Genomic DNA, 25,451 nt, shown 5'->3' with positions numbered 1-25,451 from the left:
GGATTCCTGGAGGTATACTATATAATGAACCAATTCAAATCACGAATAGAAAAATATAACTATATGAAGCAGCAACAAAAAGCTAAGCGCGTGAAAGCTGCGAAAAGAACGGTACCATTATTAGGTACAGCTATGATTCTTTCGCCAGCAGCAATCAGTCTGAATGCTGTAAAAGTAAGTGCTGCTGAAACAGCTCAAACACAAAATCAATCAGCATTTATCGAGCAATTGGGAGCATCTGCAATGCAAGTGTCTTCATCAAATGATCTATATGCATCAATCATGGTTGCACAGGCATTAGTTGAAACTGGATTCGGATCATCACAATTATCGAGTGCGCCATATTATAATTTATTTGGAGTAAAAGAATATAGCGGTGGCCCGTCTGTTACGATGAGCACGCAAGAATATTTAAATGGACAATGGGTAACTATGAATGAACCGTTTGCTGTATATAATAGTTATGCGGAATCTTTTCAAGCACATGCGACTTTATTAACTGGTAATTATTACGCAGGTGCACGAAAAAGCCATACAAATAGTTATCAAGATGCGGCAGTTTATTTAACAGGACGCTATGCGACAGATCCAAGTTATGCTAGCAAATTGATCTCATTGATCCAAACGTATAATTTAACACGTTTCGATACACCGGGAGCTGGAACAGCAGTTCAAACCACCTCAACACAAACAACGACAACAACTACTACAACGACGACATCGACGTCACAATCAAGTGGTCAAATGTATACAGTCCAATCTGGAGATTCTGTTTGGGGAATCGCTGAACAGTTTGGTATCAGTGTTGATCAATTGATAGCTGACAACGGCTGGTCTTCGGAGTCGGTAACAATTATGCCTGGAGATACTATTTCAATTTAAAAAAAGACGAGAATTTATTTCTCGTCTTTTTTTTACGCGGAAATTTATTAATAAATAGATTTTGATTTTTCTAAAAACAAAAATTAAATTAAGATGAGATGATATCGATTCCAAAAAGACTAAATTCTCGTAAAAATCTCATTTATTCGTTACTATGTACTTACATATGGTAAGGGATGGAGCGAATAATTATGACAAAAATTTATAATTCTATTTTAGATACAATCGGAGAAACACCTATCATCAAATTGAAAAATTTAGGACTTGATGAAGGTGCAAAAATTTACGTAAAACTAGAATCATTTAATCCTGGTGGTAGCGTAAAAGATCGAATCGCTTTGAGTATGATCGAAGATGCAGAAAAAACTGGTAAATTAAAACCAGGGATGGCAATCGTTGAGCCTACTTCAGGAAATACAGGCATCGGTTTGGCGATGGTCGGAGCGGCTAAAGGATACCCTGTAACTTTAGTTATGCCAGAAACAATGAGTGTAGAACGACGTAAATTGATGCAGGCTTATGGTGCAGAGCTTGTTTTGACTCCAGGGCCAGATGGTATGAAGGGGGCGATCGCTAAAGCGAAAGAACTCGCAGAAGAAAATGATTGGTTCGTACCGGCACAGTTTGATAACCCTGCGAATCCTAAGGTTCATGAACGAACAACTGCAAGAGAAATTGCTAATGCTTTTGAAAAGAATGGATTGGATGCGTTTATTGCTGGTGTTGGTACCGGCGGAACAATCACAGGTATTGGAAATGAGCTAAAAAGAATGTATTCAGATGTAAAAATTTATGCCGTGGAACCTGAAGAATCGCCAGTATTAGAAGGTGGTCAGCCGGGTCCTCATAAAATCCAAGGAATCGGTGCTGGTTTTGTACCCAGTATTTTAAATAGTGAAATCTATGATGAAGTATTACCAGTAAATGCAAGCGATGCAATGGAAACAGCGAGAGAAATTGCTAAAAAAGAAGGCATTCTGGTCGGTATTTCTTCGGGAGCGGCATTGTTTGCTGGAATTGAAATTGCTAAAAAGATGTCTTCGAATCAAAAAGTATTAGTGTTATTGCCAGATAATGGAGAACGCTACTTATCAACTGAATTGTTCCAATTCAACCAATAAGTTTATGAAAGTTATTAATTTTTGAATCTGCCTAGTATTTCCCCCTGAATAATAGTATCATTTTAAAAGATAATATAAACAGGAGGGGCTTGTATGGTAAATGAGGCAGTTGACCAAGCCGTCAAAGAATTAAAGGCCGGAGGAATTCGGATAACGCCGCAGAGATATGCCATTTTAGAATATCTAATCGATTATCGCAGCCATCCAACAGCCGATGAGATTTTCCGTTCATTAGAAAGCCGCTTTCCTAATATGAGTGTAGCGACTGTCTATAATAATTTGAGAAAATTTGTCGAAATCGGGATTGTACAAGAAATGAATTATGGTGATGCCGCTAGTCGTTTTGATTTCACGAATCGGCGTCATTATCATGCGATATGTACAGAATGTGGAAAGATTGTTGATTTCTTTTATCCAGGATTAGAAGATGTAGAGATGGCTTCTAGTAAGCTAACAGGTTACGAAGTTAATAATCATCGTCTAGAAGTTTATGGACTTTGTCCGGATTGTCAAAAAAAAGCTGAGGAATAATTCCTCGGCTTTTTTTTATGCTCTTTCTTTTATGAGCGCTAGCAAAAATTTGATTAGAAAATCCACAAAGCGCAAAAAGCTGATAGATCAACGAAAAAGCGGAGCGTTTTCATTTGTTATCAGAAATATTAGACACCCACTTATGAGAGATATCACAAAAAAATCTGATAACGATTGCAATTTTATTCACCGTCAAAACATTTTAAAGAGAAATTTATAAATTAAAATGATAAAATTTTAATTTATAAATCCTTATAATAAGGTGTTTTTTGTTTATTGTCTTTAAAATAAATGAATAATAAACAATCTTCTATGAGAGATTAATAACACTTATAGACCAATTATTGCTTAAAAAAGTGATTGTGATATATTAAACATGTTCCCAAGAGAACTTCATAATAATATAAAATATATTAGGAGTGATTTACCGTGAAAATTGGCGTAATTAAAGATCCAAAACAAGGTGAGGCACGCGTAGGCATGACACCTGAAAATGTAAAAATTTTAGTTGAAGCAGGAAATGAAGTACTAGTTGACGATAATGCTGGTGCAGGTTCTGGCTTTACTAATGAACAATATGTTGAAGCTGGCGGTAAAATCGTAGATACAGATACAGCGTGGACTGCTGATTTAATCGTAAAAGTTAAAGAACCTATGGAAAGTGAATATCACTATTTCAAAAAAGGTCAAATTATTTGGGGCTTCTTACACTTAGCTGCAAACAAAGCATGTGTGGAAAAAATGATGGAAGTAGGCGTAACTGCTTTATCAGGAGAAAATATTTCAGTCAATGGTGTACTTGAATTGTTAAAACCAATGAGTGCGATCGCTGGTCGTCGTGCCGTTAACTTAGGTCAATACTACATTGAAAAACAACACGGCGGTGAAGGAATCTTACTTCCAGGTATCGAAGGCGTTGAAGCTGGAACAGTTGTCATCTTAGGCGGCGGTAACGCAGCAGAAAATGCAGCGGATATGGCTGTAGGAATTGGTTGCCACGTTATCATTCTTGAAGTAAACGAAAATCGTATCAAACAATTACAAGATCGTTACAAAGATCATAACGTTGATGTAATTGTTTCAAATACTGAAAACTTAGAAGATAAAATCAAAGAAGCAGATGTATTTATCTCAACTGTTTTGATTCCAGGAGCTAAACCACCAAAATTAGTTAAAGAATATATGGTTGAATCAATGAAACCAGGTTCAGTTATTGTTGATATTGCAATCGACCAAGGTGGTACTGTGGAAACAATCGACAAACCAACAAACCATGCTGATCCAGTATTTACTAAACATGGCGTTATCCACTACGCTGTTCCAAATATGCCAGGTGCAACTCCAAGAACAGCAACAATTGCTTTGGCAAAAGGAAATATCTCATTCCTTAAAGATGTGAGTGTCAAAGGATTGGATGAAGCGTTGAAATCAGACGAATCATTAGTATCAGGTTTAAGTGTTTACAATGGTAAAGTAGTTTCTAAAGCATTAGCAGATTCAATTGATGTTCCTTATACTGAAGTGGGAGATGTTCTGTAATGACAGATGTATTTACAAAATTACCTGTAACAATTGAAGATATCCATGAAGCGAAAAATGTTGTAAAACAATACGGACGTGTAACACCATTGATTCAATCAATGTTCTTGACTGCTCAAACTGGTGGACAAGTTTTCTTGAAATTAGAAAATATGCAATTGACAGGATCGTTTAAATTCCGTGGTGCGTTTAATAAAATCGCTCATTTAACACAAGCAGAAAAAGATAAAGGCGTTATCGCTGTTTCTGCTGGTAACCATGCTCAAGGTGTTGCTTTGACTTCTAGATTATTAGGAATCGAAAGCACGATTGTAATGCCGGAAACTGCTCCGAAAGCAAAAGTTGAAGCAACTGAAGGATACGGCTCAAAAGTTATTCTTCATGGTTCAGGTTTTGATGAAGCTAAAGCTTATTGCGAAAAAATCGTTGAAGAAACAGGCGTAACATATATTCCTCCTTACGATGATGAATACGTAATGGCTGGACAAGGAACAATCGGTCTTGAAATCTTAGATTCTATCTGGGATGTCGATACAGTTGTTGTTCCTGTCGGCGGTGGCGGATTAATCGCGGGTATCGCAGTAGCGTTGAAAACATTCAACCCAAATATCAATATCATTGGTGTTCAAGCAGATAACATTCATGGGATGACTGCTTCATTCCGTGAAGGCAAAAAAGTCGGACACAAAGAATCAGCTACGATCGCTGATGGATGTGCAGTAGAATTCCCAGGCAATCTAACTTTCGAAGTTGTTGAAGGTTTAGTCGATGATACGGTTACTGTATCGGAAGAAGAAATCGAATTAGCGATGAAAGACTTAATCCAACGTACTAAAATCGTCGTTGAAGGTGCGGGCGCTTTGGCGACTGCAGCAATTCTTTCTGGAAAAGTTGATCAATACGTAAATGGTAAAAAAGTAGTTGCTGTCGTATCTGGCGGGAACGTAGACTTAAAACGTATCACAGATGTTATTGGACACTTCTCTGTAGCAAACGAATTAAAATAAGACTGCAAAAAAGAAGTAGCGGGATTTCCGTTACTTCTTTTTTATGCATCATAATCTTTTTTGAATAGATAGATACCGCTAACAATCGAGACTAATAGAGCTAATAGTACGACTGCAATCGAACCAATTTCTGAATGTCGCCACCAGAGTCCGCCAGTATTGATGCCCCAAAGGCTAAAAATCAAAGTCGGCATAGCTAATAGTAATGAGGCAGTATTTAAAAATTTCATTAATTGATTCAATCGATTATCCATCATACTGTCAATCAATCCGCTGATCGATCCCAACATCTCTCGATAAATCTGAACAGAAACAGTTGCTTGTTTCGTTTGTAATTCAATTTGAATCGCTAAGTCACGATCAGAGGCCACTAACTGGGAATCTAATAAGCGATTGATTGTTTTAGATTGTTCGTTTAGCAGATTGTCGATATAGACAAGTTTCTTTTCTGTGTGTGTCGTTTTTTCTAAAATATCCCGGTTGGATCTTTTAGAAGCTACATCACTGATACTTTCGATGATTTCACGTTGTTGTCGCAGGAAGATCAGGTAATGTTCATTGATTGTTTCTAACATGTATAAAATAAGCGCCGCCTTAGTGAAAATTTCTGTTTGATATTTTTGCAAAACTTCTTCGATTAGTGGTTGGTCAGCTACAGTGATCAAAACGTCAGGAGTCAAAAAAACCGTAATCGTTGAAGGTGTTAGCTCGGGATCATCCATAGATTGGATATTTACAAACATCATCAAAGAATACACTTTTTTATTTTCAGCCTGATATTTTTTAAAATAGGACACATTGAAATATTTTTCTCCTAAAATAAAAAAATCTCGTGGTAAATCATAAGTTTGATGGAGTTGGTCTTTTTTCCGATCGTTCGGCTCCGTCACGACCAGCCAATTGCCTGTTCGGTCACTTTTTTGAACACCTTCAGTTGAGATTGTATAGTAATCAAGCAAAAAATCCCTCCTTAAATTTATAGAGTAAATTTCATTAGATAGCTTTAAAGCAAGTAGTTGAAGTTACCTTGAAATTATAAAATAACAGTAATTCTATCATCTCAGATAATGTTCGTGACCGTTACAAAGGATGTTGAAATAAGGAAAACGCTTAAAAAAGTGAGAAAAAGAACTTTTTGCTTAGAATTCTTCTCATTTAAAATGATTCTAGTTTACAGAAGAAAAGTATCTGCTATAATAAAGTTCATATTTCGAAACTTCAATGAAATTTTCATTGAAACTAAACTTATATATCGTCATGATATGGATGACAGTTTCTACCTTGTGCCGTAAACGCAAGACTATAAGTAAAAATCGTACGGTTACGTATCTTTTTTGCTTTGCAGATGAGGTGCGTTTTTTGTATTTTCAAAAAACGACAAGAGAAGGAGAACGAAAGAAATGAAAGAATTAACAGATCGCATCAAAGAAAATGGACGGGTTTTAGGCGAAGGTGTTTTAAAAGTCGATGAATTTATCACTCACCAAGTTGATCCTGAATTGATGGATGCAATGGGTAAACGTTTAGCTGAAGTATTTGCAGAAAAGAAAATCACGAAAGTTGTGACGATCGAAGCGTCAGGAATCGCTCCGGCGGTCTATGCTGCGCAAGCTTTGAAAGTTCCGATGATTTTTGCTCGTAAATCAAAAAGTTTAACGATGGATGAAGAATTATTATCTGCCTCTGTTTACTCTTTTACGAAACAAGTAACGAGCACGATCTCTATTTCTCGTAAATTTTTATCTGCAGATGATAACGTCTTGCTAGTCGATGACTTTTTGGCAAATGGCCAAGCAGCTAAAGGATTGATTGAATTGTGCCAACAAGCTGGTGCGAATGTTGCCGGAATCGGAATTTTGATTGAAAAATCATTCCAAGACGGCCGTCAGTTGATCGAAGATATGGACATTCCAGTTGTTTCTTTAGCAAGAATCGCTTCCTTGAGTGACGGTCAAGTAACTTTCTTAGAGGAGGACGCATAGCGTGACAAGCAAAACGGGAAACGGAAAATCAGCAGTATTAGGGTTGCAGCATCTTTTAGCGATGTATGCAGGAGCAGTGGCAGTACCACTTTTGATCGGTACTGGTTTAGGATTTAATGAAGCGCAAATGACGTACTTGATTTCAATCGATATTTTTATGTGCGGGATTGCGACATTGCTGCAATTAACTGTCAATAAATTTTTTGGAATCGGCTTACCCGTTGTTTTAGGTTGTGCAATTCAAGCAGTAGCACCACTGATTTTGATTGGCCAAACGCATGGAATCGGAACGGTTTATGGATCAATTATCGCTGCGGGAATCTTTGTGGTATTGATATCTGGTTTCTTCTCGAAAGTAGAAAAATTATTTCCATCAATCGTTACTGGAACAGTGATCACAACGATTGGTTTGACATTGATCCCAGTAGCTGTAACAAAAATGGGCGGTGGAGACGCATCGAGCAAATCCTTCGGTGATCCCAGTGATCTATTATTAGCGTTTGTAACGATTGGTTTAATTTTGGCAATCCAAGTTTTTGGACGAGGTTTTGTTCGGTCGATTGCGGTACTTGTTGGTTTAGTTGGTGGAACGATTTTAGCAGCTCTTTTAGGGAAAGTCGATTTATCTGCAATCGGACATGCGCCAATGTTCCATGTGCCTCAACCTTTTTATTTTGGAACACCTAAGTTTGAACCATTCTCTATTTTATTAATGATCATTATTTCAATTGTCAGCATGGTGGAATCAACTGGAGTTTATTTTGCTTTAGGTGATATCGTTGGAAAAGAAGTAAAAGAAGATGATTTGAAACGTGGCTATCGTGCGGAAGGCTTAGCAGTTATTTTGGGTGGTTTGTTCAATACCTTTCCTTATACAGGATTCTCACAAAATGTCGGCTTAGTTCAATTGTCAGGAATCAAAACCAGACGCCCAATTTATTTCTCGGCAATTTTTCTGGTCATTTTAGGATTGTTTCCTAAAATTGGTGCTCTAGCACAAGTAATTCCGGAAGCTGTTTTAGGTGGCGGAATGTTAGTGATGTTTGGCATGGTCGCTGTACAGGGAATGAAGATGTTATCAAAAGTTGATTTTAATGATGAAAGAAATTTATTGATCATTGCTATTTCAATCGGCTTTGGCTTAGGATTTAATTCAGTGCCGACGTTGTTCGCTAAATTGCCAGAAACAGTTCAAATGTTTACAGGTAATGGAATCGTGATGAGTAGTTTATCAGCAATCATTTTGAATTTAATTTTTCATGGTTATAATAGAAACACAAAATAAAAGGATGCGGGGAACCGCATTCTTCTTTTTTTACCAATAAAGCGAACATTAAAATAATTTTATAGTTTATTATTCGAATATTTTTTGACTTGTAAACTTCAGGTTGATAGAATAAAAATGAGAAATGAAAGGAGCTGCTTATGAAGCCTGAAGTTGCAGTAATTATGGGAAGTACATCTGATTGGGAAACAATGAAATATGCTTGTCAAAGTCTTGATGAACTAGAAATAATTTATGAAAAGAAAGTAGTTTCAGCACATCGGACACCGGACTTAATGTTCGACTTTTCCGAAAAAGCACGAGATCGTGGGATAAAAGTCATTATTGCTGGTGCAGGCGGTGCCGCACACTTACCAGGAATGGTAGCAGCGAAAACGACATTACCTGTTATTGGTGTTCCTGTTCAATCAAAAGCATTAAATGGATTGGATTCATTATTATCAATTGTACAAATGCCTGGCGGTGTACCGGTCGCAGCAACGGCAATCGGAAAAGCTGGTGCAACTAACGCTGGACTACTTGCGGCGCAGATGCTTTCAATGTATGATAAAAATATAGCTTTACGTTTAGAAAAAAAACGTCAGCAAATGACAGAAACTGTATTAGAAAGTAGTGAACAACTTGGCTAAATCTTTACAACCCGGCTCTACGATCGGAATCGTGGGCGGAGGACAACTAGGCCGTATGATGGCTATTAGCGCAAAACAAATGGGTTTTCGCACCGGTGTATTAGACCCAACAGAAGATTGTCCGGCTGCACAAGTCTCAGATTGGCATATTGTTGCCGATTATGATGATCAAATGGCGTTAGAAGAAATGGCTCGTCGATCACAAGTCATTACGTATGAATTTGAAAATGTTGATGTTGATACGATCAATCAAATCCAACATTTTGCCAACGTACCTCAAGGCACCGATTTATTGGCAATCAGTCAAGATCGTTTACTGGAAAAATCATTCTTAGAAAATAATAATATCGTAATCGCGCCTTATGCTACGATCATTAGCCCAACAGATATTCAAGATGCCATTGAAGGCATCGGCTATCCTTGTGTTTTGAAAACAACTCGCGGCGGTTATGACGGACATGGCCAATATGTATTGAAAAGTACAGCTGATTTAGCGCCAGCGATGAATCTTTTGCGCCAAGGAACATGTGTGCTTGAAGCCTGGATTCCGTTTGAGAAAGAATTATCTGTTCAAGTAGCAGGAAATAATATTGGCGATTATGTGACCTTTCCTGTAGTGGAAAATGTTCACCGCAATAATATTTTACACGAAACAATCGTTCCAGCAGGAGTAAATCCAGAAGTTGCAAAAGAAGCAAGCCGGATTGCTAGAGTTATCGCCGAAGGTGTGGAACTAATAGGTACTCTGTGTGTGGAATTCTTTTTGACTAAATCAGGTGCATTATATGTGAATGAAATTGCGCCACGCCCACATAATTCGGGACACTATACGATTGAAGCTTGCTCGATGAGCCAATTTGAAGCGCATATTCGAGGTATTTGCGCCTGGCCGCTAAGTGAACCTAAATTATTATCAAATGCTGTGATGATCAATATATTAGGGGAAAATCTTTTGAAAACCTATGAATTGATTGATTTATGGCCCGAGTGGCATTTTCATTATTATGGAAAAGCGATGCCTAAAAAAGGACGCAAGATGGGACATATTACTGTATTGACTGAGAGCATTCAACGAACGTTGGATGATATCAAAAAAACAGAAACTTGGAATTAATAGTTGGTATCATTAAGTATTTAAATTGTTTAAAGGATTAAAAAGTAAGTTGTGAAAATAAAGGGTCTGATCGATTCTTTTATCTTTTATAAAAAAAGGGGATTGTCATGTTAACGCGATATACAAGAGCAGAAATGGGAAATATTTGGAGCGACGAAAATCGTTACAAAGCTTGGTTAGAAGTCGAGATTTTAGCAGATGAAGCTTGGGCAGAATTAGGCGAAATACCTAAAGAAGATGTCGAGAAGATTCGCGCAAATGCAGGCTTTGATATTGATCGGATCTTAGAAATCGAGCAAGCAACAAGACATGATGTCGTAGCATTTACACGTGCTGTTTCTGAAACACTTGGTGAGGAACGCAAGTGGGTTCACTATGGGTTGACCAGTACAGATGTAGTGGACACTGCTTATGGATATCTTTATAAACAAGCAAATGATATCTTACGTCAAGATCTGCAAGAATTTTTAACAATCATTGGTGAGAAAGCTCTTGAACATAAATACACAGTAATGATGGGGCGGACGCATGGTGTTCATGCCGAACCAACAACATTTGGATTGAAATTAGCAACTTGGTACTCAGAAATGAAGCGTAACATCGAACGTTTTGAACATGCTGCAAAGGGAGTAGAAGCGGGTAAAATCTCAGGAGCAGTTGGTACATTTGCTAATATTCCGCCATTTGTTGAAGAATATGTCTGCGGAAAATTAGGGATTCGACCACAAGAAATTTCTACACAAGTATTACCGCGTGATTTACATGCTGAATATTTCTCAAGCTTAGCTTTAATCGCGACATCTATTGAACGTTTTGCGACTGAAATCCGCGGCTTGCAAAAATCTGAAACAAGAGAAGTTGAAGAATTTTTCGCAAAAGGTCAAAAAGGTTCATCAGCCATGCCACATAAACGTAATCCTATCGGTTCAGAAAATATGACCGGTTTAGCTCGAGTCGTTCGTGGCCATTTAATTACAGCCTTTGAAGACGTTGCTTTATGGCATGAACGTGATATTTCCCACTCATCAGCCGAACGAATCATCACTCCAGATACTACGATATTAATTGATTACATGTTGCATCGTTTTGGAAATATTGTTAAAAATTTGACTGTTTTTCCTGAAAATATGAAGCGCAACATGCAAGCGACTTACGGCTTGATCTATAGCCAACGTGTAATGTTGAAATTAATTGATAAAGGAATGACGCGTGAAGAAGCATATGATTTAGTTCAACCAAAGACTGCGTATGCGTGGGATCATCAAAAACAATTCCGTCCGCTGCTAGAAGAAGACGAAAAAATCACGGCTATTTTATCTGAATCAGATTTAGATGATGCGTTTGATTACAACTATCACTTGAAAAACGTAGATGCAATTTTTGATCGTATCGGAATTAAATAAAAAAAACTCTTGCCATTGGCAAGAGTTTTTTTTAGGCATATGAATAGATGTCTTCGCAAAACTGTTGGGTTAACAAGTTAAGAAACTCGTCAATCAAATGATAATCATAAATTTTGTTGTTAATTAAGACTTCAATTCGATAAGAGTTTTTCAGGAAAGTAAAATCTTTAAATTGTTTGATTACTAGTTTTTCATTGCGATCATTAACAAAAGTTAGTGATTGCATTTCTTGTGATTTTTTTGAGCGGAAAATTTTTTTTAAGTTTCGATAAGAATAAAAACTAGTATTGCAGTTGACACAATGTGTGGCATCTAAACCTATTAAGGCATTGAATAACTGTTGTTTCTCGCATTCGCTCATTGAATTAAGAAAACGATGAGCTGTTGAAGATGCATCTGGCATAAGCAATTCCCCCGTTAAATTCTTTCGAGATAAATATAACACCGATTCAAATAATTGTAAACGTTATCTTTTATAAGAAAAGATAAAATTTTTAATCTTATTTTTAAACACGAACATTAAATGTGTTTATAGCTAAAAATATACGATTTTTGTTGAAAAGCTTTTTTGAGGTTGTTACACTAAAAATGAAAAGAGCAAATGGAATATTTTGACTTTAGATGGTTCATTATTGATTAAAAGGGGCGATAAATCTTGGAAAAAGGCACTTTACTCTATGAAGGCAAGGCTAAAAAACTTTTTAAAACAACTGATCCAGCAGTTGTATGGGCAGAATATTTGAATCAGGCAACAGCTTTAAATGGACTGAAAAAAGATCAAATAAATGGAAAAGGCGAACTTAACAATCAGATTACAGCTTACATTTTTGATTTTTTAAACACAAAAGAAATAAACAATCATTTTATCAAAAAAATATCATCCACTGAACAATTGATCCAACCTTTAGAAATTATTCCATTAGAAGTAGTTGTGCGGAACGTAGCTGCAGGAAGTTTTTCAAAACGTTTAGGAATTACTGAAGGTGAGGTACTTGATCAACCAATTGTTGAATTCTATTACAAAGAGGATCAATTAGATGATCCGATGGTGATTGATGCGCATATCAATTATTTAGGATTGGCTTCTGATCAAGAATTAGCGCAATTACGCCAATTGGCATTAAAAATCAATCAGGCCTTAAATGAATTATTCAATTCTATCGAGATTGCATTGATTGATTTTAAAGTAGAATTTGGTCGTCAAAAGGATGGCTCTATTTTATTAGCCGATGAAATTTCTCCTGATACATGTCGCTTATGGGATAAAAAGACGAACGAACATTTAGATAAAGATATTTATCGTCGTAACTTAGGTGACATCGTACCTGTTTATCAAGAAGTACTAAACCGATTAGAAAAGCGAGGGAAATAACCATGTATTTTGTAAAAATTTATGTGACATACAAGAATTCTGTTTTAGATCCTCAAGGAGAAGCAGTCAAAGGCGCTGTTCATCGCTTGGGTTTTGAGGAAATCGAAGAAATCCGGATTGGAAAATATTTTGAGCTTAAAGTAGAGAAAAGGGACCGTTCTATCGAAGAGACAATCGAAGAAGTGTGTGATAAATTGTTGGCCAACGTCAATATGGAAACGTATCGCTATGAAATAGTTACAGCGGAGGAAGTTTAAGATGAAATTTGCTGTGATTGTTTTTCCAGGATCAAACTGTGATCTAGATTTACATTGGGCGATGAAAGAAGTTATGGGTGTTGAGTGTGAGTATGTGCGATACGATGAAAATAGTTTAGCAGGTTTTGATGGTGTATTGTTGCCGGGTGGCTTTTCATACGGTGATTACTTGCGTTGTGGTGCAATCGCACGTTTTGCTTCGATCATGGAAGAAGTTATCCGCTTTGCCAATGAAGGTAAACCGGTTTTTGGTACATGCAATGGATTTCAAATTTTGACTGAAGCGGGACTTTTACCAGGTGTATTACGGAAAAATGATTCGTTAAAATTTATCAGTAAGGTAGTACCGATCCGGGTTTTGAACGATCAAACGAAATTTACTTCTGAATATGAGAAGAATGAAATTATCCATCTTCCTGTTGCCCATGGAGAAGGCAATTATTATTGCGATCAAGAGACTCTTGCTGAACTAAAAGAAAATAATCAAATTGTTCTTACCTATGAAGGCGAAAATATTAACGGTAGTGTTGAAGCTATCGCAGGAATCACGAATAAAGCTGGAAATGTATTAGGAATGATGCCGCATCCGGAACGAGCGATGGAGGAACTTTTGGGCTCTGAAGATGGCAAGAAATTTTTTGCTTCGATAATAAATAATTTTGGAAAGGTGATCGCAAATCAATGATGAAAGTAGAACCGACTGCTGAAGAAATCAAAGAGCAACGAATATACGCTGGCTGGGGATTATCTGATACCGAATATCAAATGATCTCAGAAAAAATTTTGGGACGTTTGCCAAATTATACAGAAACAGGACTTTTTTCAGTAATGTGGAGTGAACACTGCTCCTATAAAAATTCAAAACCCGTTCTACGGAAGTTTCCAACCTCCGGAACTCAAGTTTTGCAAGGGCCAGGTGAAGGTGCTGGTATCGTTGATATCGGTGATGGACAAGCAGTTGTTTTTAAAGCCGAAAGCCACAATCATCCCTCAGCAGTAGAGCCGTATGAAGGGGCAGCCACAGGTGTCGGTGGGATCATTCGTGATATTTTTAGCATGGGGGCACGGCCAATTGCTTTATTGGATTCGCTGCGCTTTGGAGAATTAAATACTTCTCGAACAAAATATTTATTAGAAGAAATTGTTGCCGGAATCAGTGGCTATGGAAATTGTATTGGCATTCCGACTGTTGGCGGAGAAGTAGCCTTTGATACTTGTTATGAAGGCAATCCACTAGTCAATCCGATGTGTGTTGGTTTGATTGATCATAAAGATATTCAAAAAGGTCAGGCTAAAGGTGTAGGCAATTCGATCATGTATGTCGGAGCGAAAACAGGACGCGACGGGATTCATGGAGCCGCATTCGCTTCGGAAGAATTTACCGCAGGTGAAGAACAACAACGTTCAGCAGTCCAAGTAGGGGATCCATTTATGGAGAAGTTATTATTGGAAGCCTGCTTAGAATTGATCTTGGAACATTCGGATATCTTAGTGGGAATTCAAGACATGGGCGCAGCAGGTCTAGTTTCTTCTAGTTCAGAAATGGCTTCGAAAGCGGGTTCTGGTTTGAAGCTTTATTTGGATGACGTCCCGCAGCGTGAGACAGGTGTGACGCCTTATGAAATGATGCTTTCTGAATCACAAGAGCGGATGTTGCTTTGTGTAGAAAAAGGCCACGAAGCAGAAGTCATAGAATTATTTGACCGTTACGAATTAGATGCCGTAACCATTGGGAAAGTAACAAATGACGGATTATATCGTTTGTATCATCACGGTGTAGAGGTCGCTAATCTGCCAGTGGATGCATTAGCAGAGGACGCACCTGTTTATGAAAATGCTAAACAAATTCCTATGCGAATAAAAGAATTTTCAGAAATGGAAAAATTTGTTCCGGTGGTTGAAAATGCAACAGAAACATTATTAGCATTACTAAAACAGCCGACGATCGCGTCAAAAAAAATGATTTATGAAACTTATGATTCACAAGTACGAACAAATACCGTTGTTCGTCCAGGAAGTGACGCTGCAGTCTTGAGGGTTCGAGGAACCAAAAAAGCCCTAGCAATGACGACAGATTGTAATGCTCGGTATTTGTATTTGAATCCTGAGATCGGCGGTCAAATAGCAGTAGCTGAAGCAGCGCGTAATATCGTTGCCTCTGGCGGCAAACCTTTAGCAATCACAGATTGTTTAAATTACGGATCACCAGAAAAACCAGAAGGCTTTTGGGAATTATGGACATCTGCTGATGGTATCGCTGAAGCCTGTCGTACATTTGATACCCCCGTGATTTCAGGAAATGTGTCAATGTATAACGAAACGAATGGTAAAGCTATTTATCCTACACCAATGATTGGGATGGTCGGTCTGATTGAGGATATAGCTCATATCACAACACAAGCGTTCAAACAAGTGGACGACTTGATTTATGTAATCGGGAAAACCGAGGCGGATTTTCATGGTAGTGAAATTCAAAAAATGCAAAAAAATAAAATTGAAGGTACCTTGATGGATTTTGATCTTGAAACAGAAAAAAAACATCAAGATTTAGTTCTTTCTGCCATCAAAGCTGGTTTAGTCGCAAGTGCTCATGATTGTTCAGAAGGCGGGCTGGCAATCGCTTTAGCCGAAGCTGCTTTTGACAATGAACTGGGAATCGAAGTCTCGTTAGCGATGCCGCCTGAAAATCTTTTTGCAGAGACTCAGTCACGCTTTGTCGTATCTATTAAGTCAGAAAATCAGCAACATTTTGAACAATTAATGGGTAAGACTGCTCAACATGTAGGAAAAGTAACAGATTCCAAACTATTGAGAATCATAGCTGAAGGTCAAACGATTGAAGTAGAAACGATGCAAGCGAAAGCAGTTTGGGAGGAAGCCATTCCATGTTTAATGAAGCAAAAAGTTTAAATGAAGAATGTGGCATTTTTGGAATTTGCGGCCATCAAGATGCTGCGACTGTCACTTATTTCGGCTTACACAGTTTACAACATCGCGGTCAAGAAGGGGCCGGTATCGTCAGCAATGATCATGGAAAATTAAAAGGAACTCGCGGATTAGGATTGTTATCTGAAGTATTCAAAGATGAACGTCAATTAAGCTTTTTAACAGGAAATGCAGCGATTGGCCATGTTCGTTACGCAACTGCCGGCAGCGGAAGTGTTGATAATATCCAGCCATTTCTTTTTAACTTCTATGATGGAGATTTTGCATTAGCGCATAACGGCAACTTAACCAATGCAAAAAGTTTAAGGACAGAGCTAGAACAAAATGGGGCCATTTTTCATTCGAATTCCGATACAGAAATTTTGATGCACCTTATCCGTAGAAGTATGAAGACTACGTTGTGCGAACGAATGAAAGAAGCACTGAATACGGTTAAAGGCGGTTTTGCTTATTTGATGCTAACTGAAAAATCAATGGTTGCTGCTTTAGATCCTAATGGTTTTCGCCCGCTATCAATTGGTCAAATGTTCAATGGTGCTTATGTCGTTGCCTCAGAAACTTGTGCATTAGAAGTAGTAGGAGCTAAATTTATTCAAGATGTTCAGCCGGGTGAAATAGTTACAATCAATGATGAAGGGCTGACTATTGAATCGTTCACCACACAGACTCAACCAGCAATTTGCTCGATGGAATATATTTACTTTGCACGACCAGATTCAAATATCGCAGGTGTCAATGTCCATAGTGCAAGAAAAAATATGGGGAAGATTTTAGCACAAGAAGCGCCTGTTGAAGCAGATATGGTAGTAGGAGTTCCCAACTCATCTTTGTCTGCAGCAAGCGGCTATGCGGAGCAATCAAAGATTCCCTATGAAATGGGTCTAGTAAAAAATCAATATATTGCACGAACTTTTATTCAACCGACACAAGAATTGAGAGAACAAGGAGTACGAATGAAACTGTCTGCTGTCCGTGGTGTTGTTGAAGGCAAACGAGTGATTATGGTAGATGACTCGATCGTCCGCGGGACAACTAGTCGTCGAATCGTAAGTCTTTTAAAAGACGCAGGTGCAAAAGAAGTACACGTTCGCATCGCATCGCCACCATTAAAATATCCGTGCTTTTATGGAATTGATATTCAAACACGGCGAGAATTGATTGCAGCAAATCATTCGATTGATGAAATAAAATCGTTAATCGGCGCAGATTCACTATCATTTTTAAGTGAAGAAGGATTGATTGAAGCGATAGGCCTAAATTTTGATGCTCCTTATTCAGGCTTGTGTATGGCCTATTTTAACGGGGATTATCCGACACCACTTTATGATTATGAAAAACACTATCAAATGACATTGACAGAAAAAGTATCGTTCGTTTAAAAGTTATTTAAAAAACTATTAAAAGGAGTTAATTCAGTGGCAAACGCGTATTCGAAGGCTGGCGTCGATGTTGAGGCTGGTTATGAAGTAGTAGAACGAATCAAAAAACACGTGAAGAAAACAACTCGTTTAGGAATGATGGGAGCGATTGGCGGTTTCGGCGGATGTTTTGATCTCAGTCAATTCAATTTGAAAGAGCCCATATTAGTCTCTGGAACCGATGGCGTCGGAACAAAATTAATGGTAGCTATTGAAGCGGATAGGCATGACACAATTGGTATTGATTGTGTTGCGATGTGTGTCAACGACATCGTAGCACAAGGAGCTAAGCCATTGTATTTCTTAGATTATATTGCAACAGGCAAAAATATTCCTGAACGTTTAGAAAAAGTAGTAGCAGGTGTCGCTGAAGGTTGTGTTCAAGCAGGAGCCGCTTTGATCGGTGGTGAGACAGCAGAAATGCCGGGAATGTATACAGGAAATGATTATGATTTGGCGGGTTTTGCAGTTGGTTTAGCAGAAAAAGAGCAGTTGGTAACAGGAGATACGATCCAAGCGGGGGATCTTTTGATAGGATTGCCTTCATCGGGGATTCATTCAAACGGCTATTCTTTAGTACGTAAAATATTTTTTGAAAAACAAAAGTTTTCTATTACAGAAGAATTACCAGAATTAAGACGTCCATTGGGTGAAGAACTATTAGAACCTACACGGCTATACGTGAAAGCTGTTTTACCATTAGTCAAAGAACAATTGATCAATGGTATCGCTCATGTTACTGGTGGTGGATTTGTTGAGAATCTACCAAGAATGTTACCAGAAAACCTTGCGTGTGAAATTGATTTAGATACTTGGCCGACTTTACCGATCTTCAAAGCTTTAGAAAAATATGGAGAAATTCCTGAACTAGAAATGTATGAAATTTTTAATATGGGCATCGGCATGGTATTGGCGGTATCACCAGAAAAAATAGCAGAAGTTAAAGCCAATTTAGCCGAACGAGGAGAAAAATATTATACTATCGGTCGGATTGTAGATAAAAATGAATCATCGATTATGTTTAATGAGGCGACTCTATGAGATTTGCTGTACTAGCTTCAGGGAATGGTTCGAATTTTGAAGCGATTGCTCAAGCCGTCAAAACAGGCGATATTGACGCCGAGCTAGCGTTGCTTTTTTCGGATCGTAGGGACGCTTATGTTTTAGAACGAGGGAAAAAATTTTCGATTCCGACAGAAACATTTGAATTAAAGGAGTTTCCCAATAAGCAGGTCTATGAGGAAGCCTTACTTGATCTACTAAAGGCTTATGAGATCGAATTAGTAGTTTTAGCGGGTTATATGCGAATCGTAGGTGAAGGTTTACTACAAAATTTTCCTAAAAAAATTATCAATATCCATCCATCATTGCTACCATCATTTCCGGGTTTACATGGAATCAAGGATGCCTATCAAGATAGAGTTAAGGAAACGGGTGTGACCGTTCATTATATTGATCATGGTGTTGATACAGGTCCCATTATTGCTCAAGAAAAAGTAGCAGTCGATTCAAAAGATAGTTTGGAAGCATTAGAACTAAAGATCCATCACGCAGAACATCAGTTGTATCCGAAAGTTTTAGCAAAGGTGATCAAAGAATTAAAGCTGTAAAACAACTAGCAAAAAGACTAGCGCATATAAGGAGTGTCATTAATGACAAGAGCATTGATCAGTGTGTCAGATAAAACAGGGATCGTAGAATTTGCCCAAGGCCTAATCCAGGCTGGAATCGAAATTATTTCAACTGGCGGAACAAAAAAAGTTTTAGATGAAGCGGCTATTCCAACTTTAAGTATCGAGCAAGTAACTGGTTTTCCAGAAATGATGGATGGCCGTGTAAAAACATTGCATCCTAAAATCCATGGTGGATTGTTGGGAAGAAGAGACCTTACAAGTCATCAAGCAGCGATGAAAGAGCATGATATTCAAGCAATCGATTATGTTTGTGTCAATCTATATCCTTTTAAAGAAACCATTTCTAGAGTAGACGTGACTGAAGCAGCTGCGATTGAAAACATCGATATTGGTGGCCCCAGCATGTTACGTTCAGCAGCTAAAAACTTTGCAGCAGTTACTGTCGTAGTCGATCCAGCGGATTATGCGTTAGTTTTAACTGAAATAGAAAATGAGCAACAAACAACGCTCGCTACGCGTAAACGGTTGGCTGCAAAAGTTTTTCGACACACAGCGGCTTATGATGCGGTGATCGCTGAATACTTAACTAATTTAGTGGACGAAGCAGAGCCAGAGAAGCTGACGTTGACTTATGATTTGAAACAAACATTGCGCTATGGAGAAAATAGTCATCAAACTGCGTCTTTTTATCAATCTGCCTTGCCTAGTTCTTATTCAATTGCTAGCGCGCATCAATTGCATGGCAAAGAACTGTCCTATAATAATATTAAAGATGCTGATGCAGCGATCCGTATTGCCCGAGAATTCGAGGAACCAACAGTTGTTGCACTTAAACATATGAATCCTTGCGGCATCGGCAGTGGCACGACGATTTCAGAGGCGTACCAATCTGCCTATGAAGCCGATCCAATATCGATTTTTGGCGGTGTGTTAGTCGCAAATCGAGAAATTGATATGTTGACTGCTCAAGAAATGCATAAATTATTTTTAGAAATCATTATTGCACCAAGTTTTGAGAAGGAAGCCTTTGAACTATTAGCCAAAAAGAAAAATTTACGGTTGCTAACATTAGATTTTTCTGATGAGCCTAAACAAACTCCTGAGCTGGTCTCAGTATTAGGTGGTCTTTTAGTTCAAGAGCAAGATATTATTGCTGAAGTTCCGAGTGAATGGCAAGTCGTTACGGAACGAAAACCATCAGCAGAAGAAATGAATGCACTAGCGTTTGCTTGGAAGGCCGTTAAACATGTCAAATCTAATGCTATTGTTGTGGCAAATGGAAAACAAACACTTGGAATCGGTGCCGGTCAAATGAATCGCGTAGGTTCAGTAAAAATTGCTTTGGAACAAGCGAAGAATCAGATGAACGGGGCGGTCCTAGCTAGCGATGCCTATTTCCCAATGAATGATAGTGTCGAGTACGCAGCTCAGCATGGTATCAAAGCCATTGTTCAACCGGGAGGGAGTATTCGCGACCAAGAATCTATTGATATGGCAAATAAATATGGTGTAGCGATGGTCTTTACAAATGTTCGTCATTTTAGACACTGATAGATAGGAGAAATATATGAAACTATTAGTTATTGGCAGTGGTGGACGGGAACATGCAATTGCAAAAAAAATGTTAGACAGTCCGAAGGTAACAATGGTCTATTGTGCTAAGGGTAATCCAGGAATGGAAAAAGATGGGATTCAACTTGTCGATATTCCAGAAAATGATCATTCTGCGCTAATAACTTTTGCTAAAACTAATGAGATCGCTTGGACATTTGTCGGGCCAGAGATCCCATTGTTAAATGGAATCGTGGATGCTTTTCAAGCGGCAGGACTGAAGATATTTGGTCCAAACAAAGCAGCAGCTATGATTGAGGGATCAAAAGAATTCGCTAAAAAGATAATGGATCAAAACAATATTCCGACAGCAGCTTATCGTACATTTAGTGATTTTGAACAGGCAAGTAAGTATGCAAAAGAAGTTGGAGCGCCTATCGTTATTAAAGCAGATGGTCTAGCTGCAGGTAAAGGGGTCGTTGTAGCAAAGAGTGAAACCGAAGCATTGCAAGCACTAAAAGATATGTTGACAGACCATCGCTTTGGGACAAGTGGAAATAAAGTAGTGATTGAAGAATTTTTAGCAGGAGAAGAATTTTCGTTATTAGCATTTGTAAAAAATGAAAAAGTTTATCCAATGGTGATTGTGCAAGATCATAAACGGGCTTACGATGGGGATCGTGGTCCGAATACCGGCGGGATGGGGGCTTATTCCCCTGTTCCGCAAATTTCAGAAGCAATTGTTGAACAAGCAATTGAGGAAGTGTTGAAACCAGCTGCTAAAGGAATGATGGCTAATAAAACGCCATTTACAGGAATTCTTTATGCTGGGCTGATCGTCACTGATACTGGACCAAAAGTCATCGAATTCAATGCACGTTTTGGAGATCCAGAAACACAAGTTGTTTTACCAAGATTGACAAGTGATTTGGTACAGGTGATCGAAGATTTATTTAATGGGTGTGAACCAGAATTAACTTGGAGCAAAGGCGCAGCAGTTGGGGTCGTTTTAGCTGCAGATGGTTATCCAAATGAGCATAAAAAAGGAATGGTTTTACCAGACTTTACTAAAGAAACTAAACTATACTATGCAGGTGTTTCGTCAAGTAAAAACCAGTTGATTGCTTCTGGCGGACGGGTCCTTTCTGTAGTGGCCGAGGCCGATTCATTGGCTGAAGCACAATTAAAGGCGTATCAATCATTAACAGAAGTAGATACTACTGATTATTTTTATCGGGAAGATATCGGTGCTAAAGCCTCAATCTAATAATGAGAAAGGAGCAATCAGTGGTTGCTTCTTTTTTTATGGTCAAAAAAGAAGTGAGGTTATAAAAATGACAGTCATGTTTAAAAATGGTAAACTAAAGATGAAAAAATAGTTAGAAAAAAGTATAAAAGATGAAAAAAAAGGGTGGAAATTATTTATATAAGTGTATACAATAGTTAAGGCTATTTTGTAAAAAAATGGAGTGAAAGAGGTGAAAACCATGAAAAGCGACCATTCCAGAACAAACAATGAAAAACGTGAATTACAAGAGATATTTTCAGGATTACCCAACTCACAATATCTAAAAATTTTATTGGCCCAAGTAATTCGACACTATGATCCGGAAATCAAGTATATCTTTCAAAAGCAAGTAGGCTGGCAATTAGTAATTGAACAAGAAGAAGGTTTATTATGTCGAATTAAAATTCATAAAGATTATTTTTCAGTCGTTACACCTTTTCCCGATTTTGGTATTAAGTACTTAACGCCGATGGTTCAAGTTATGTCGTTAGAATTCAAAGAAAAATTTGAAGAAGTTACCGAAAATACTCAACAAATCGAAATGAAAGTAACCAACGAAGAAGAAATGGAAGATGTTATCTTTTTAATAAGCTTGCAGGCTAAAAAATTACGTAATCCGGTCGTTTAGTACATAATGTTCGTGTTTATTTTGAAATCGTATCGAATGGACTTGATTTTTATCTAAATATGTTGTAAATTACATAGGGCGATATCGCCTTATGTTTTTTTATTTTTATTTATTGGAGGCCATTATGAAAGTATTTGATTATGAAGATATTCAATTGATTCCAAATAAGTGTATCGTTGACAGTCGTTCAGAATGCGACACAACGGTGCAATTAGGAAAATTTACATTTAAGATGCCAGTAGTACCAGCTAACATGCAAACGATTATTGATGAAACAATCGCAGAATTTTTGGCAGAAAATGGTTACTTCTATATTATGCATCGTTTTTACGAAGAAGAACGAATTCCCTTCATCAAAAAAATGCAATCACGTGGTTTATTCACTTCAATCAGTGTTGGAGTGAAAGGATACGAATATGATTTCGTTAAACAATTAGCAGAAGAAAAATTAAATCCTGATTTTATTACGATTGATATCGCTCATGGACATTCAGATGCTGTGATCAATATGATCAAACATATCAAAGTCTATTTACCCGAAACATTCGTGATCGCAGGGAATGTTGGAACACCTGAGGCAGTACGAGAATTAGAAAATGCGGGTGCAGATGCAACAAAAGTTGGCATTGGACCTGGTAAAGTATGTATCACAAAAATTAAAACAGGTTTTGGTACCGGAGGTTGGCAATTGGCAGCGTTAAGTTGGTGTGCCAAAGCTGCGCGTAAACCAATTATTGCGGATGGCGGCATCCGTACACATGGCGATATTGCCAAATCAATTCGTTTCGGTGCGACCATGATCATGATTGGTTCACTATTTGCGGGTCACGAAGAATCTCCAGGTGAAACAATGGTTGAAGACGGTGTATTTTATAAAGAATACTTTGGCAGTGCTTCAGAATTTCAAAAAGGCGAAAAGAAGAATGTTGAAGGAAAGAAAATTTGGATTCCTTACAAAGGTTCATTAAAAGATACATTAGTAGAAATGCAGCAAGACTTACAATCATCGATTTCTTATGCTGGTGGAAAAGACATCGAGGCATTACAAAAAGTTGATTACGTTGTAGTTAAAAATTCTATTTTTAATGGTGATACAATTTAATATGAATTTTCGTTTTTAAAATTTTAAAGACCTCATAGTATATGAGGTCTTTTTTTTGTAGAATATTGGTCACGAATAGTTTAATAAACTTGAAATTTTTAAATACATTCTACAATTTAAAACGCTTGTTCACATAATTTCTTTTTTACAAGAGAAAAAAGAAGTATGGATAGAAATGTATTCGACTTATAAAATAAAAAAAAGAACGATTTCTAAACTTAGGAGGAACAAGAGAATGCAAAATGTATTTCCTGAAGATTTTTTATGGGGTGGCGCAGTTGCTGCTAATCAAGTAGAAGGTGCTTGGTTAGAAGGTGGAAAATTGCCAAATGTAACAGATAGTTTAATTGGTATCATGAACAAGAATCCCAGTGTTATTTGGGATGATAAACAAGGCATTTGGAAATTAAATTTGGAAAAAGACCGTGCGTATTTATCGCATGAAGCAGTTGATTTTTATCACCGTTTCGAAAAAGATATAAAAATGATGAGCGAAATGGGATTTAAGGCTTTTCGGACAAGCATTTCTTGGGGACGTATTTTTCCACGCGGAGATGAGGAAACACCAAATGAAGCAGGATTAAATTTTTATGATCGCATGATTGATACATTACTAAAATATAAAATGGAACCAGTGATTACGCTAAGTCATTACGAAACACCACTCGCATTGGTAGCAGAGTACGGTGGATGGCAAAATAGGCGATTGATTGATTTTTTTGATCGTTATGCTACCACTGTATTTAATCGTTATAAAGGAAAAGTGAAATACTGGATGACTTTTAATGAAATCAATAATGCGTTTAGAATGCCATACGCTGCAGCGGGTGTCATAAAATTTCCAGCAACAGATCCGAGTGAACCAATTACTACACTAACTAAGAAAGAAATTTATCAGGCAGTTCACCATTTATTTGTAGCAAATGCATTAGCAACTAAAAGAATGAAAACAATCGATTCAGCAGCTATGATGGGTGTCATGTGCAGCTTTTCTTCATTAGCTACTTACCCATTAGATTGCAATCCAGAAAATATATTTGGTGCGATGGAATTTAAACGTAATTCCTATTTATTTTCCGATGTCATGTGTCGTGGACACTATCCAGGCTATGTTAAAAGAATATGGCGCGAGGAAAACTGTACCCCAAATATTGAAGAAGAGGATCTTGATTTACTTTCAAATTATACTTCTGATTATATCGCATTCAGTTATTATCGTAGTACTGTTTTTAGTAAAGATGCTGAGATGAGAGTAGATACCGGTGGAGCTAAAGGATTCGATAATCCTTTTTTGACTGAAAAAGCTCCTGAACCATGGAATTGGCCGATTGATCCTTTGGGATTGCGTTATGTTATGAATGAATTAACAGATCGGTATGAATTACCACTATTTTTAGTAGAGAATGGATTAGGTATTGATGAGGTTCCGGATGAGAACGGTCATATTTTAGATATAGAAAGAGCTAATTATTTAAAAATGCACTTAGAAGAAGTCGCTGAAGCCATTAAAGATGGATGCGAAGTGATTGGTTATTTATGGTGGGGACCAATCGATATTGTATCAGCAGGAACGGGAGAAATGAAAAAAAGATATGGTTTTATCTATGTTGATCGCCATAATGATGGTAGTGGAAGTTTTAAACGCTTAAAAAAAGCAAGTTTTAATTATTATAAGCAAATCATTGAAACGAATGGTGTAGATTTAACAATTAATTTTTAAAGCATTTGCCTAAACTATTTCTAAAAATTCTTTCTTATAAGA

Annotated in this window: 24 protein-coding genes and 1 riboswitch; of the genes, 22 read left to right on the top strand and 2 right to left on the bottom strand. The window is 37.5% G+C overall.

The genetic code is table 11. The features are described from left to right. Positions 1-24: 24 nt before the first annotated feature. From ACQKTA_RS03560 to tdcB, 5 genes are all read left to right on the top strand, one after another. Positions 25-882: a glucosaminidase domain-containing protein gene (locus ACQKTA_RS03560; protein WP_427814217.1), complete on the top strand. Its 858-nt coding sequence runs from the start codon at positions 25-27 to the stop codon at positions 880-882. A gap of 191 nt (positions 883-1,073) precedes the next feature. Further along, positions 1,074-2,003 carry a cysteine synthase A gene (cysK, locus tag ACQKTA_RS03555; protein ID WP_427814216.1) on the top strand — a complete coding sequence of 310 codons (930 nt, stop codon included), beginning with the start codon at positions 1,074-1,076 and terminating at the stop codon, positions 2,001-2,003. Positions 2,004-2,096: 93 nt separating this feature from the next. Then, positions 2,097-2,534, top strand: coding sequence for a Fur family transcriptional regulator (locus tag ACQKTA_RS03550; RefSeq protein ID WP_427814215.1), 438 nt, complete (start codon positions 2,097-2,099; stop codon positions 2,532-2,534). Between the two features lie 429 nt (positions 2,535-2,963). Continuing rightward, positions 2,964-4,073, top strand: a complete 1,110-nt coding sequence (gene ald / locus ACQKTA_RS03545) for an alanine dehydrogenase (protein ID WP_407857280.1) — start codon at positions 2,964-2,966, stop codon at positions 4,071-4,073. Then, positions 4,073-5,080, top strand: a complete 1,008-nt coding sequence (gene tdcB, locus ACQKTA_RS03540; protein ID WP_427814214.1) for a bifunctional threonine ammonia-lyase/L-serine ammonia-lyase TdcB — start codon at positions 4,073-4,075, stop codon at positions 5,078-5,080. Before ald ends, tdcB begins: the two co-directional genes overlap by 1 nt. Before the next feature lie 41 nt (positions 5,081-5,121). Here tdcB and ACQKTA_RS03535 read toward each other — a convergent pair whose 3' ends face one another. After that, a complete protein-coding gene (locus ACQKTA_RS03535) occupies positions 5,122-6,039 on the bottom strand; it encodes a CorA family divalent cation transporter (RefSeq protein WP_427814213.1) in 918 nt (305 codons plus the stop codon). Positions 6,040-6,305: 266 nt separating this feature from the next. After that, positions 6,306-6,403, top strand: a riboswitch (purine riboswitch). Positions 6,404-6,480: 77 nt separating this feature from the next. Here ACQKTA_RS03535 and ACQKTA_RS03530 point away from each other — a divergent pair. The 5 genes from ACQKTA_RS03530 (at position 6,481) to purB (ending at position 11,493) form a co-directional block, all read left to right on the top strand. After that, positions 6,481-7,062: a xanthine phosphoribosyltransferase gene (locus ACQKTA_RS03530; RefSeq protein WP_332580113.1), complete on the top strand. Its 582-nt coding sequence runs from the start codon at positions 6,481-6,483 to the stop codon at positions 7,060-7,062. A gap of 1 nt (position 7,063) precedes the next feature. Beyond that, a complete protein-coding gene (locus ACQKTA_RS03525) occupies positions 7,064-8,347 on the top strand; it encodes a nucleobase:cation symporter-2 family protein (RefSeq protein WP_427814212.1) in 1,284 nt (427 codons plus the stop codon). Between the two features lie 140 nt (positions 8,348-8,487). Then, positions 8,488-8,976: a 5-(carboxyamino)imidazole ribonucleotide mutase gene (gene purE, locus ACQKTA_RS03520; RefSeq protein ID WP_332580115.1), complete on the top strand. Its 489-nt coding sequence runs from the start codon at positions 8,488-8,490 to the stop codon at positions 8,974-8,976. After that, positions 8,969-10,090, top strand: coding sequence for a 5-(carboxyamino)imidazole ribonucleotide synthase (purK, locus tag ACQKTA_RS03515; RefSeq protein ID WP_427814211.1), 1,122 nt, complete (start codon positions 8,969-8,971; stop codon positions 10,088-10,090). Before purE ends, purK begins: the two co-directional genes overlap by 8 nt. Positions 10,091-10,197: 107 nt before the next feature. Continuing rightward, a complete protein-coding gene (purB, locus tag ACQKTA_RS03510; RefSeq protein WP_427814210.1) occupies positions 10,198-11,493 on the top strand; it encodes an adenylosuccinate lyase in 1,296 nt (431 codons plus the stop codon). Positions 11,494-11,524: 31 nt separating this feature from the next. On the opposite strand, the gene ACQKTA_RS03505 is transcribed toward purB, so the two are convergent. After that, the gene (locus tag ACQKTA_RS03505) at positions 11,525-11,896 is read right to left on the bottom strand and encodes a hypothetical protein (protein ID WP_332580118.1); all 372 of its coding nucleotides are present in this window, start codon (positions 11,894-11,896) and stop codon (positions 11,525-11,527) included. A 252-nt stretch (positions 11,897-12,148) separates the two neighbouring features. Here ACQKTA_RS03505 and purC point away from each other — a divergent pair, with 252 nt between their 5' ends. The 12 genes from purC (at position 12,149) to ACQKTA_RS03445 (ending at position 25,409) form a co-directional block, all read left to right on the top strand. Beyond that, positions 12,149-12,865 (top strand): phosphoribosylaminoimidazolesuccinocarboxamide synthase, encoded by a 717-nt coding sequence (gene purC / locus ACQKTA_RS03500; RefSeq protein WP_427814209.1) that lies wholly within the window; start codon positions 12,149-12,151, stop codon positions 12,863-12,865. Positions 12,866-12,867: 2 nt separating this feature from the next. After that, complete coding sequence (gene purS / locus ACQKTA_RS03495; RefSeq protein ID WP_427814208.1) at positions 12,868-13,122, top strand: phosphoribosylformylglycinamidine synthase subunit PurS; 255 nt, start codon at positions 12,868-12,870, stop codon at positions 13,120-13,122. A gap of 1 nt (position 13,123) precedes the next feature. Next, positions 13,124-13,807, top strand: coding sequence for a phosphoribosylformylglycinamidine synthase subunit PurQ (gene purQ, locus ACQKTA_RS03490; RefSeq protein ID WP_427814207.1), 684 nt, complete (start codon positions 13,124-13,126; stop codon positions 13,805-13,807). Continuing rightward, positions 13,804-16,032 carry a phosphoribosylformylglycinamidine synthase subunit PurL gene (gene purL / locus ACQKTA_RS03485; RefSeq protein WP_427814206.1) on the top strand — a complete coding sequence of 743 codons (2,229 nt, stop codon included), beginning with the start codon at positions 13,804-13,806 and terminating at the stop codon, positions 16,030-16,032. Before purQ ends, purL begins: the two co-directional genes overlap by 4 nt. Next, positions 16,008-17,447, top strand: coding sequence for an amidophosphoribosyltransferase (purF, locus tag ACQKTA_RS03480; protein ID WP_427814205.1), 1,440 nt, complete (start codon positions 16,008-16,010; stop codon positions 17,445-17,447). Before purL ends, purF begins: the two co-directional genes overlap by 25 nt. 36 nt (positions 17,448-17,483) lie before the next feature. Then, positions 17,484-18,527, top strand: a complete 1,044-nt coding sequence (purM, locus tag ACQKTA_RS03475; RefSeq protein ID WP_427814204.1) for a phosphoribosylformylglycinamidine cyclo-ligase — start codon at positions 17,484-17,486, stop codon at positions 18,525-18,527. Then, a complete protein-coding gene (purN, locus tag ACQKTA_RS03470) occupies positions 18,524-19,096 on the top strand; it encodes a phosphoribosylglycinamide formyltransferase (protein ID WP_427814203.1) in 573 nt (190 codons plus the stop codon). The genes purM and purN overlap by 4 nt, the downstream gene beginning before the upstream one ends. Positions 19,097-19,138: 42 nt before the next feature. Further along, entirely contained in the window at positions 19,139-20,671 is a 1,533-nt protein-coding gene (gene purH / locus ACQKTA_RS03465; RefSeq protein ID WP_427814202.1) for a bifunctional phosphoribosylaminoimidazolecarboxamide formyltransferase/IMP cyclohydrolase, read from the top strand. A gap of 16 nt (positions 20,672-20,687) precedes the next feature. Further along, positions 20,688-21,938: a phosphoribosylamine--glycine ligase gene (gene purD / locus ACQKTA_RS03460; RefSeq protein WP_427814201.1), complete on the top strand. Its 1,251-nt coding sequence runs from the start codon at positions 20,688-20,690 to the stop codon at positions 21,936-21,938. Positions 21,939-22,158: 220 nt separating this feature from the next. Beyond that, on the top strand, positions 22,159-22,587 hold the full coding sequence (locus ACQKTA_RS03455) for a DUF3788 family protein (protein WP_332580153.1): 429 nt from the start codon (positions 22,159-22,161) through the stop codon (positions 22,585-22,587). 124 nt (positions 22,588-22,711) lie between these two features. Further along, positions 22,712-23,689 (top strand): GMP reductase, encoded by a 978-nt coding sequence (gene guaC / locus ACQKTA_RS03450; protein ID WP_332580128.1) that lies wholly within the window; start codon positions 22,712-22,714, stop codon positions 23,687-23,689. A gap of 235 nt (positions 23,690-23,924) precedes the next feature. Then, positions 23,925-25,409 carry a glycoside hydrolase family 1 protein gene (locus ACQKTA_RS03445; protein ID WP_427814200.1) on the top strand — a complete coding sequence of 495 codons (1,485 nt, stop codon included), beginning with the start codon at positions 23,925-23,927 and terminating at the stop codon, positions 25,407-25,409. Positions 25,410-25,451 lie beyond the last annotated feature (42 nt).

The organism is Enterococcus sp. 22-H-5-01 (assembly GCF_050310005.1).
GTDB lineage: Bacteria > Bacillota > Bacilli > Lactobacillales > Enterococcaceae > Enterococcus_A > Enterococcus_A hailinensis.
The sequence above is the reverse complement of the archived record's forward strand: the minus strand, read 5'-3'. Positions and strand labels throughout refer to the sequence as shown.

Excerpts from the sequence above, each read along its gene's own strand:
- purE (WP_332580115.1), top strand. The coding sequence starts at position 8,488 with ATGAAGCCTGAAGTTGCAGTAATTATGGGAAGTACATCTGATTGGGAA.
- purS (WP_427814208.1), top strand. The coding sequence starts at position 12,868 with ATGTATTTTGTAAAAATTTATGTGACATACAAGAATTCTGTTTTAGAT.
- ACQKTA_RS03550 (WP_427814215.1), top strand. The coding sequence starts at position 2,097 with ATGGTAAATGAGGCAGTTGACCAAGCCGTCAAAGAATTAAAGGCCGGA.
- purQ (WP_427814207.1), top strand. The coding sequence starts at position 13,124 with ATGAAATTTGCTGTGATTGTTTTTCCAGGATCAAACTGTGATCTAGAT.
- ACQKTA_RS03505 (WP_332580118.1), bottom strand. The coding sequence starts at position 11,896 with ATGCCAGATGCATCTTCAACAGCTCATCGTTTTCTTAATTCAATGAGC.
- ACQKTA_RS03445 (WP_427814200.1), top strand. The coding sequence starts at position 23,925 with ATGCAAAATGTATTTCCTGAAGATTTTTTATGGGGTGGCGCAGTTGCT.
- ACQKTA_RS03530 (WP_332580113.1), top strand. The coding sequence starts at position 6,481 with ATGAAAGAATTAACAGATCGCATCAAAGAAAATGGACGGGTTTTAGGC.
- purB (WP_427814210.1), top strand. The coding sequence starts at position 10,198 with ATGTTAACGCGATATACAAGAGCAGAAATGGGAAATATTTGGAGCGAC.
- purL (WP_427814206.1), top strand. The coding sequence starts at position 13,804 with ATGATGAAAGTAGAACCGACTGCTGAAGAAATCAAAGAGCAACGAATA.
- purF (WP_427814205.1), top strand. The coding sequence starts at position 16,008 with ATGTTTAATGAAGCAAAAAGTTTAAATGAAGAATGTGGCATTTTTGGA.
- ACQKTA_RS03455 (WP_332580153.1), top strand. The coding sequence starts at position 22,159 with ATGAAAAGCGACCATTCCAGAACAAACAATGAAAAACGTGAATTACAA.
- guaC (WP_332580128.1), top strand. The coding sequence starts at position 22,712 with ATGAAAGTATTTGATTATGAAGATATTCAATTGATTCCAAATAAGTGT.
- purD (WP_427814201.1), top strand. The coding sequence starts at position 20,688 with ATGAAACTATTAGTTATTGGCAGTGGTGGACGGGAACATGCAATTGCA.
- ACQKTA_RS03560 (WP_427814217.1), top strand. The coding sequence starts at position 25 with ATGAACCAATTCAAATCACGAATAGAAAAATATAACTATATGAAGCAG.
- purN (WP_427814203.1), top strand. The coding sequence starts at position 18,524 with ATGAGATTTGCTGTACTAGCTTCAGGGAATGGTTCGAATTTTGAAGCG.
- purH (WP_427814202.1), top strand. The coding sequence starts at position 19,139 with ATGACAAGAGCATTGATCAGTGTGTCAGATAAAACAGGGATCGTAGAA.
- tdcB (WP_427814214.1), top strand. The coding sequence starts at position 4,073 with ATGACAGATGTATTTACAAAATTACCTGTAACAATTGAAGATATCCAT.
- cysK (WP_427814216.1), top strand. The coding sequence starts at position 1,074 with ATGACAAAAATTTATAATTCTATTTTAGATACAATCGGAGAAACACCT.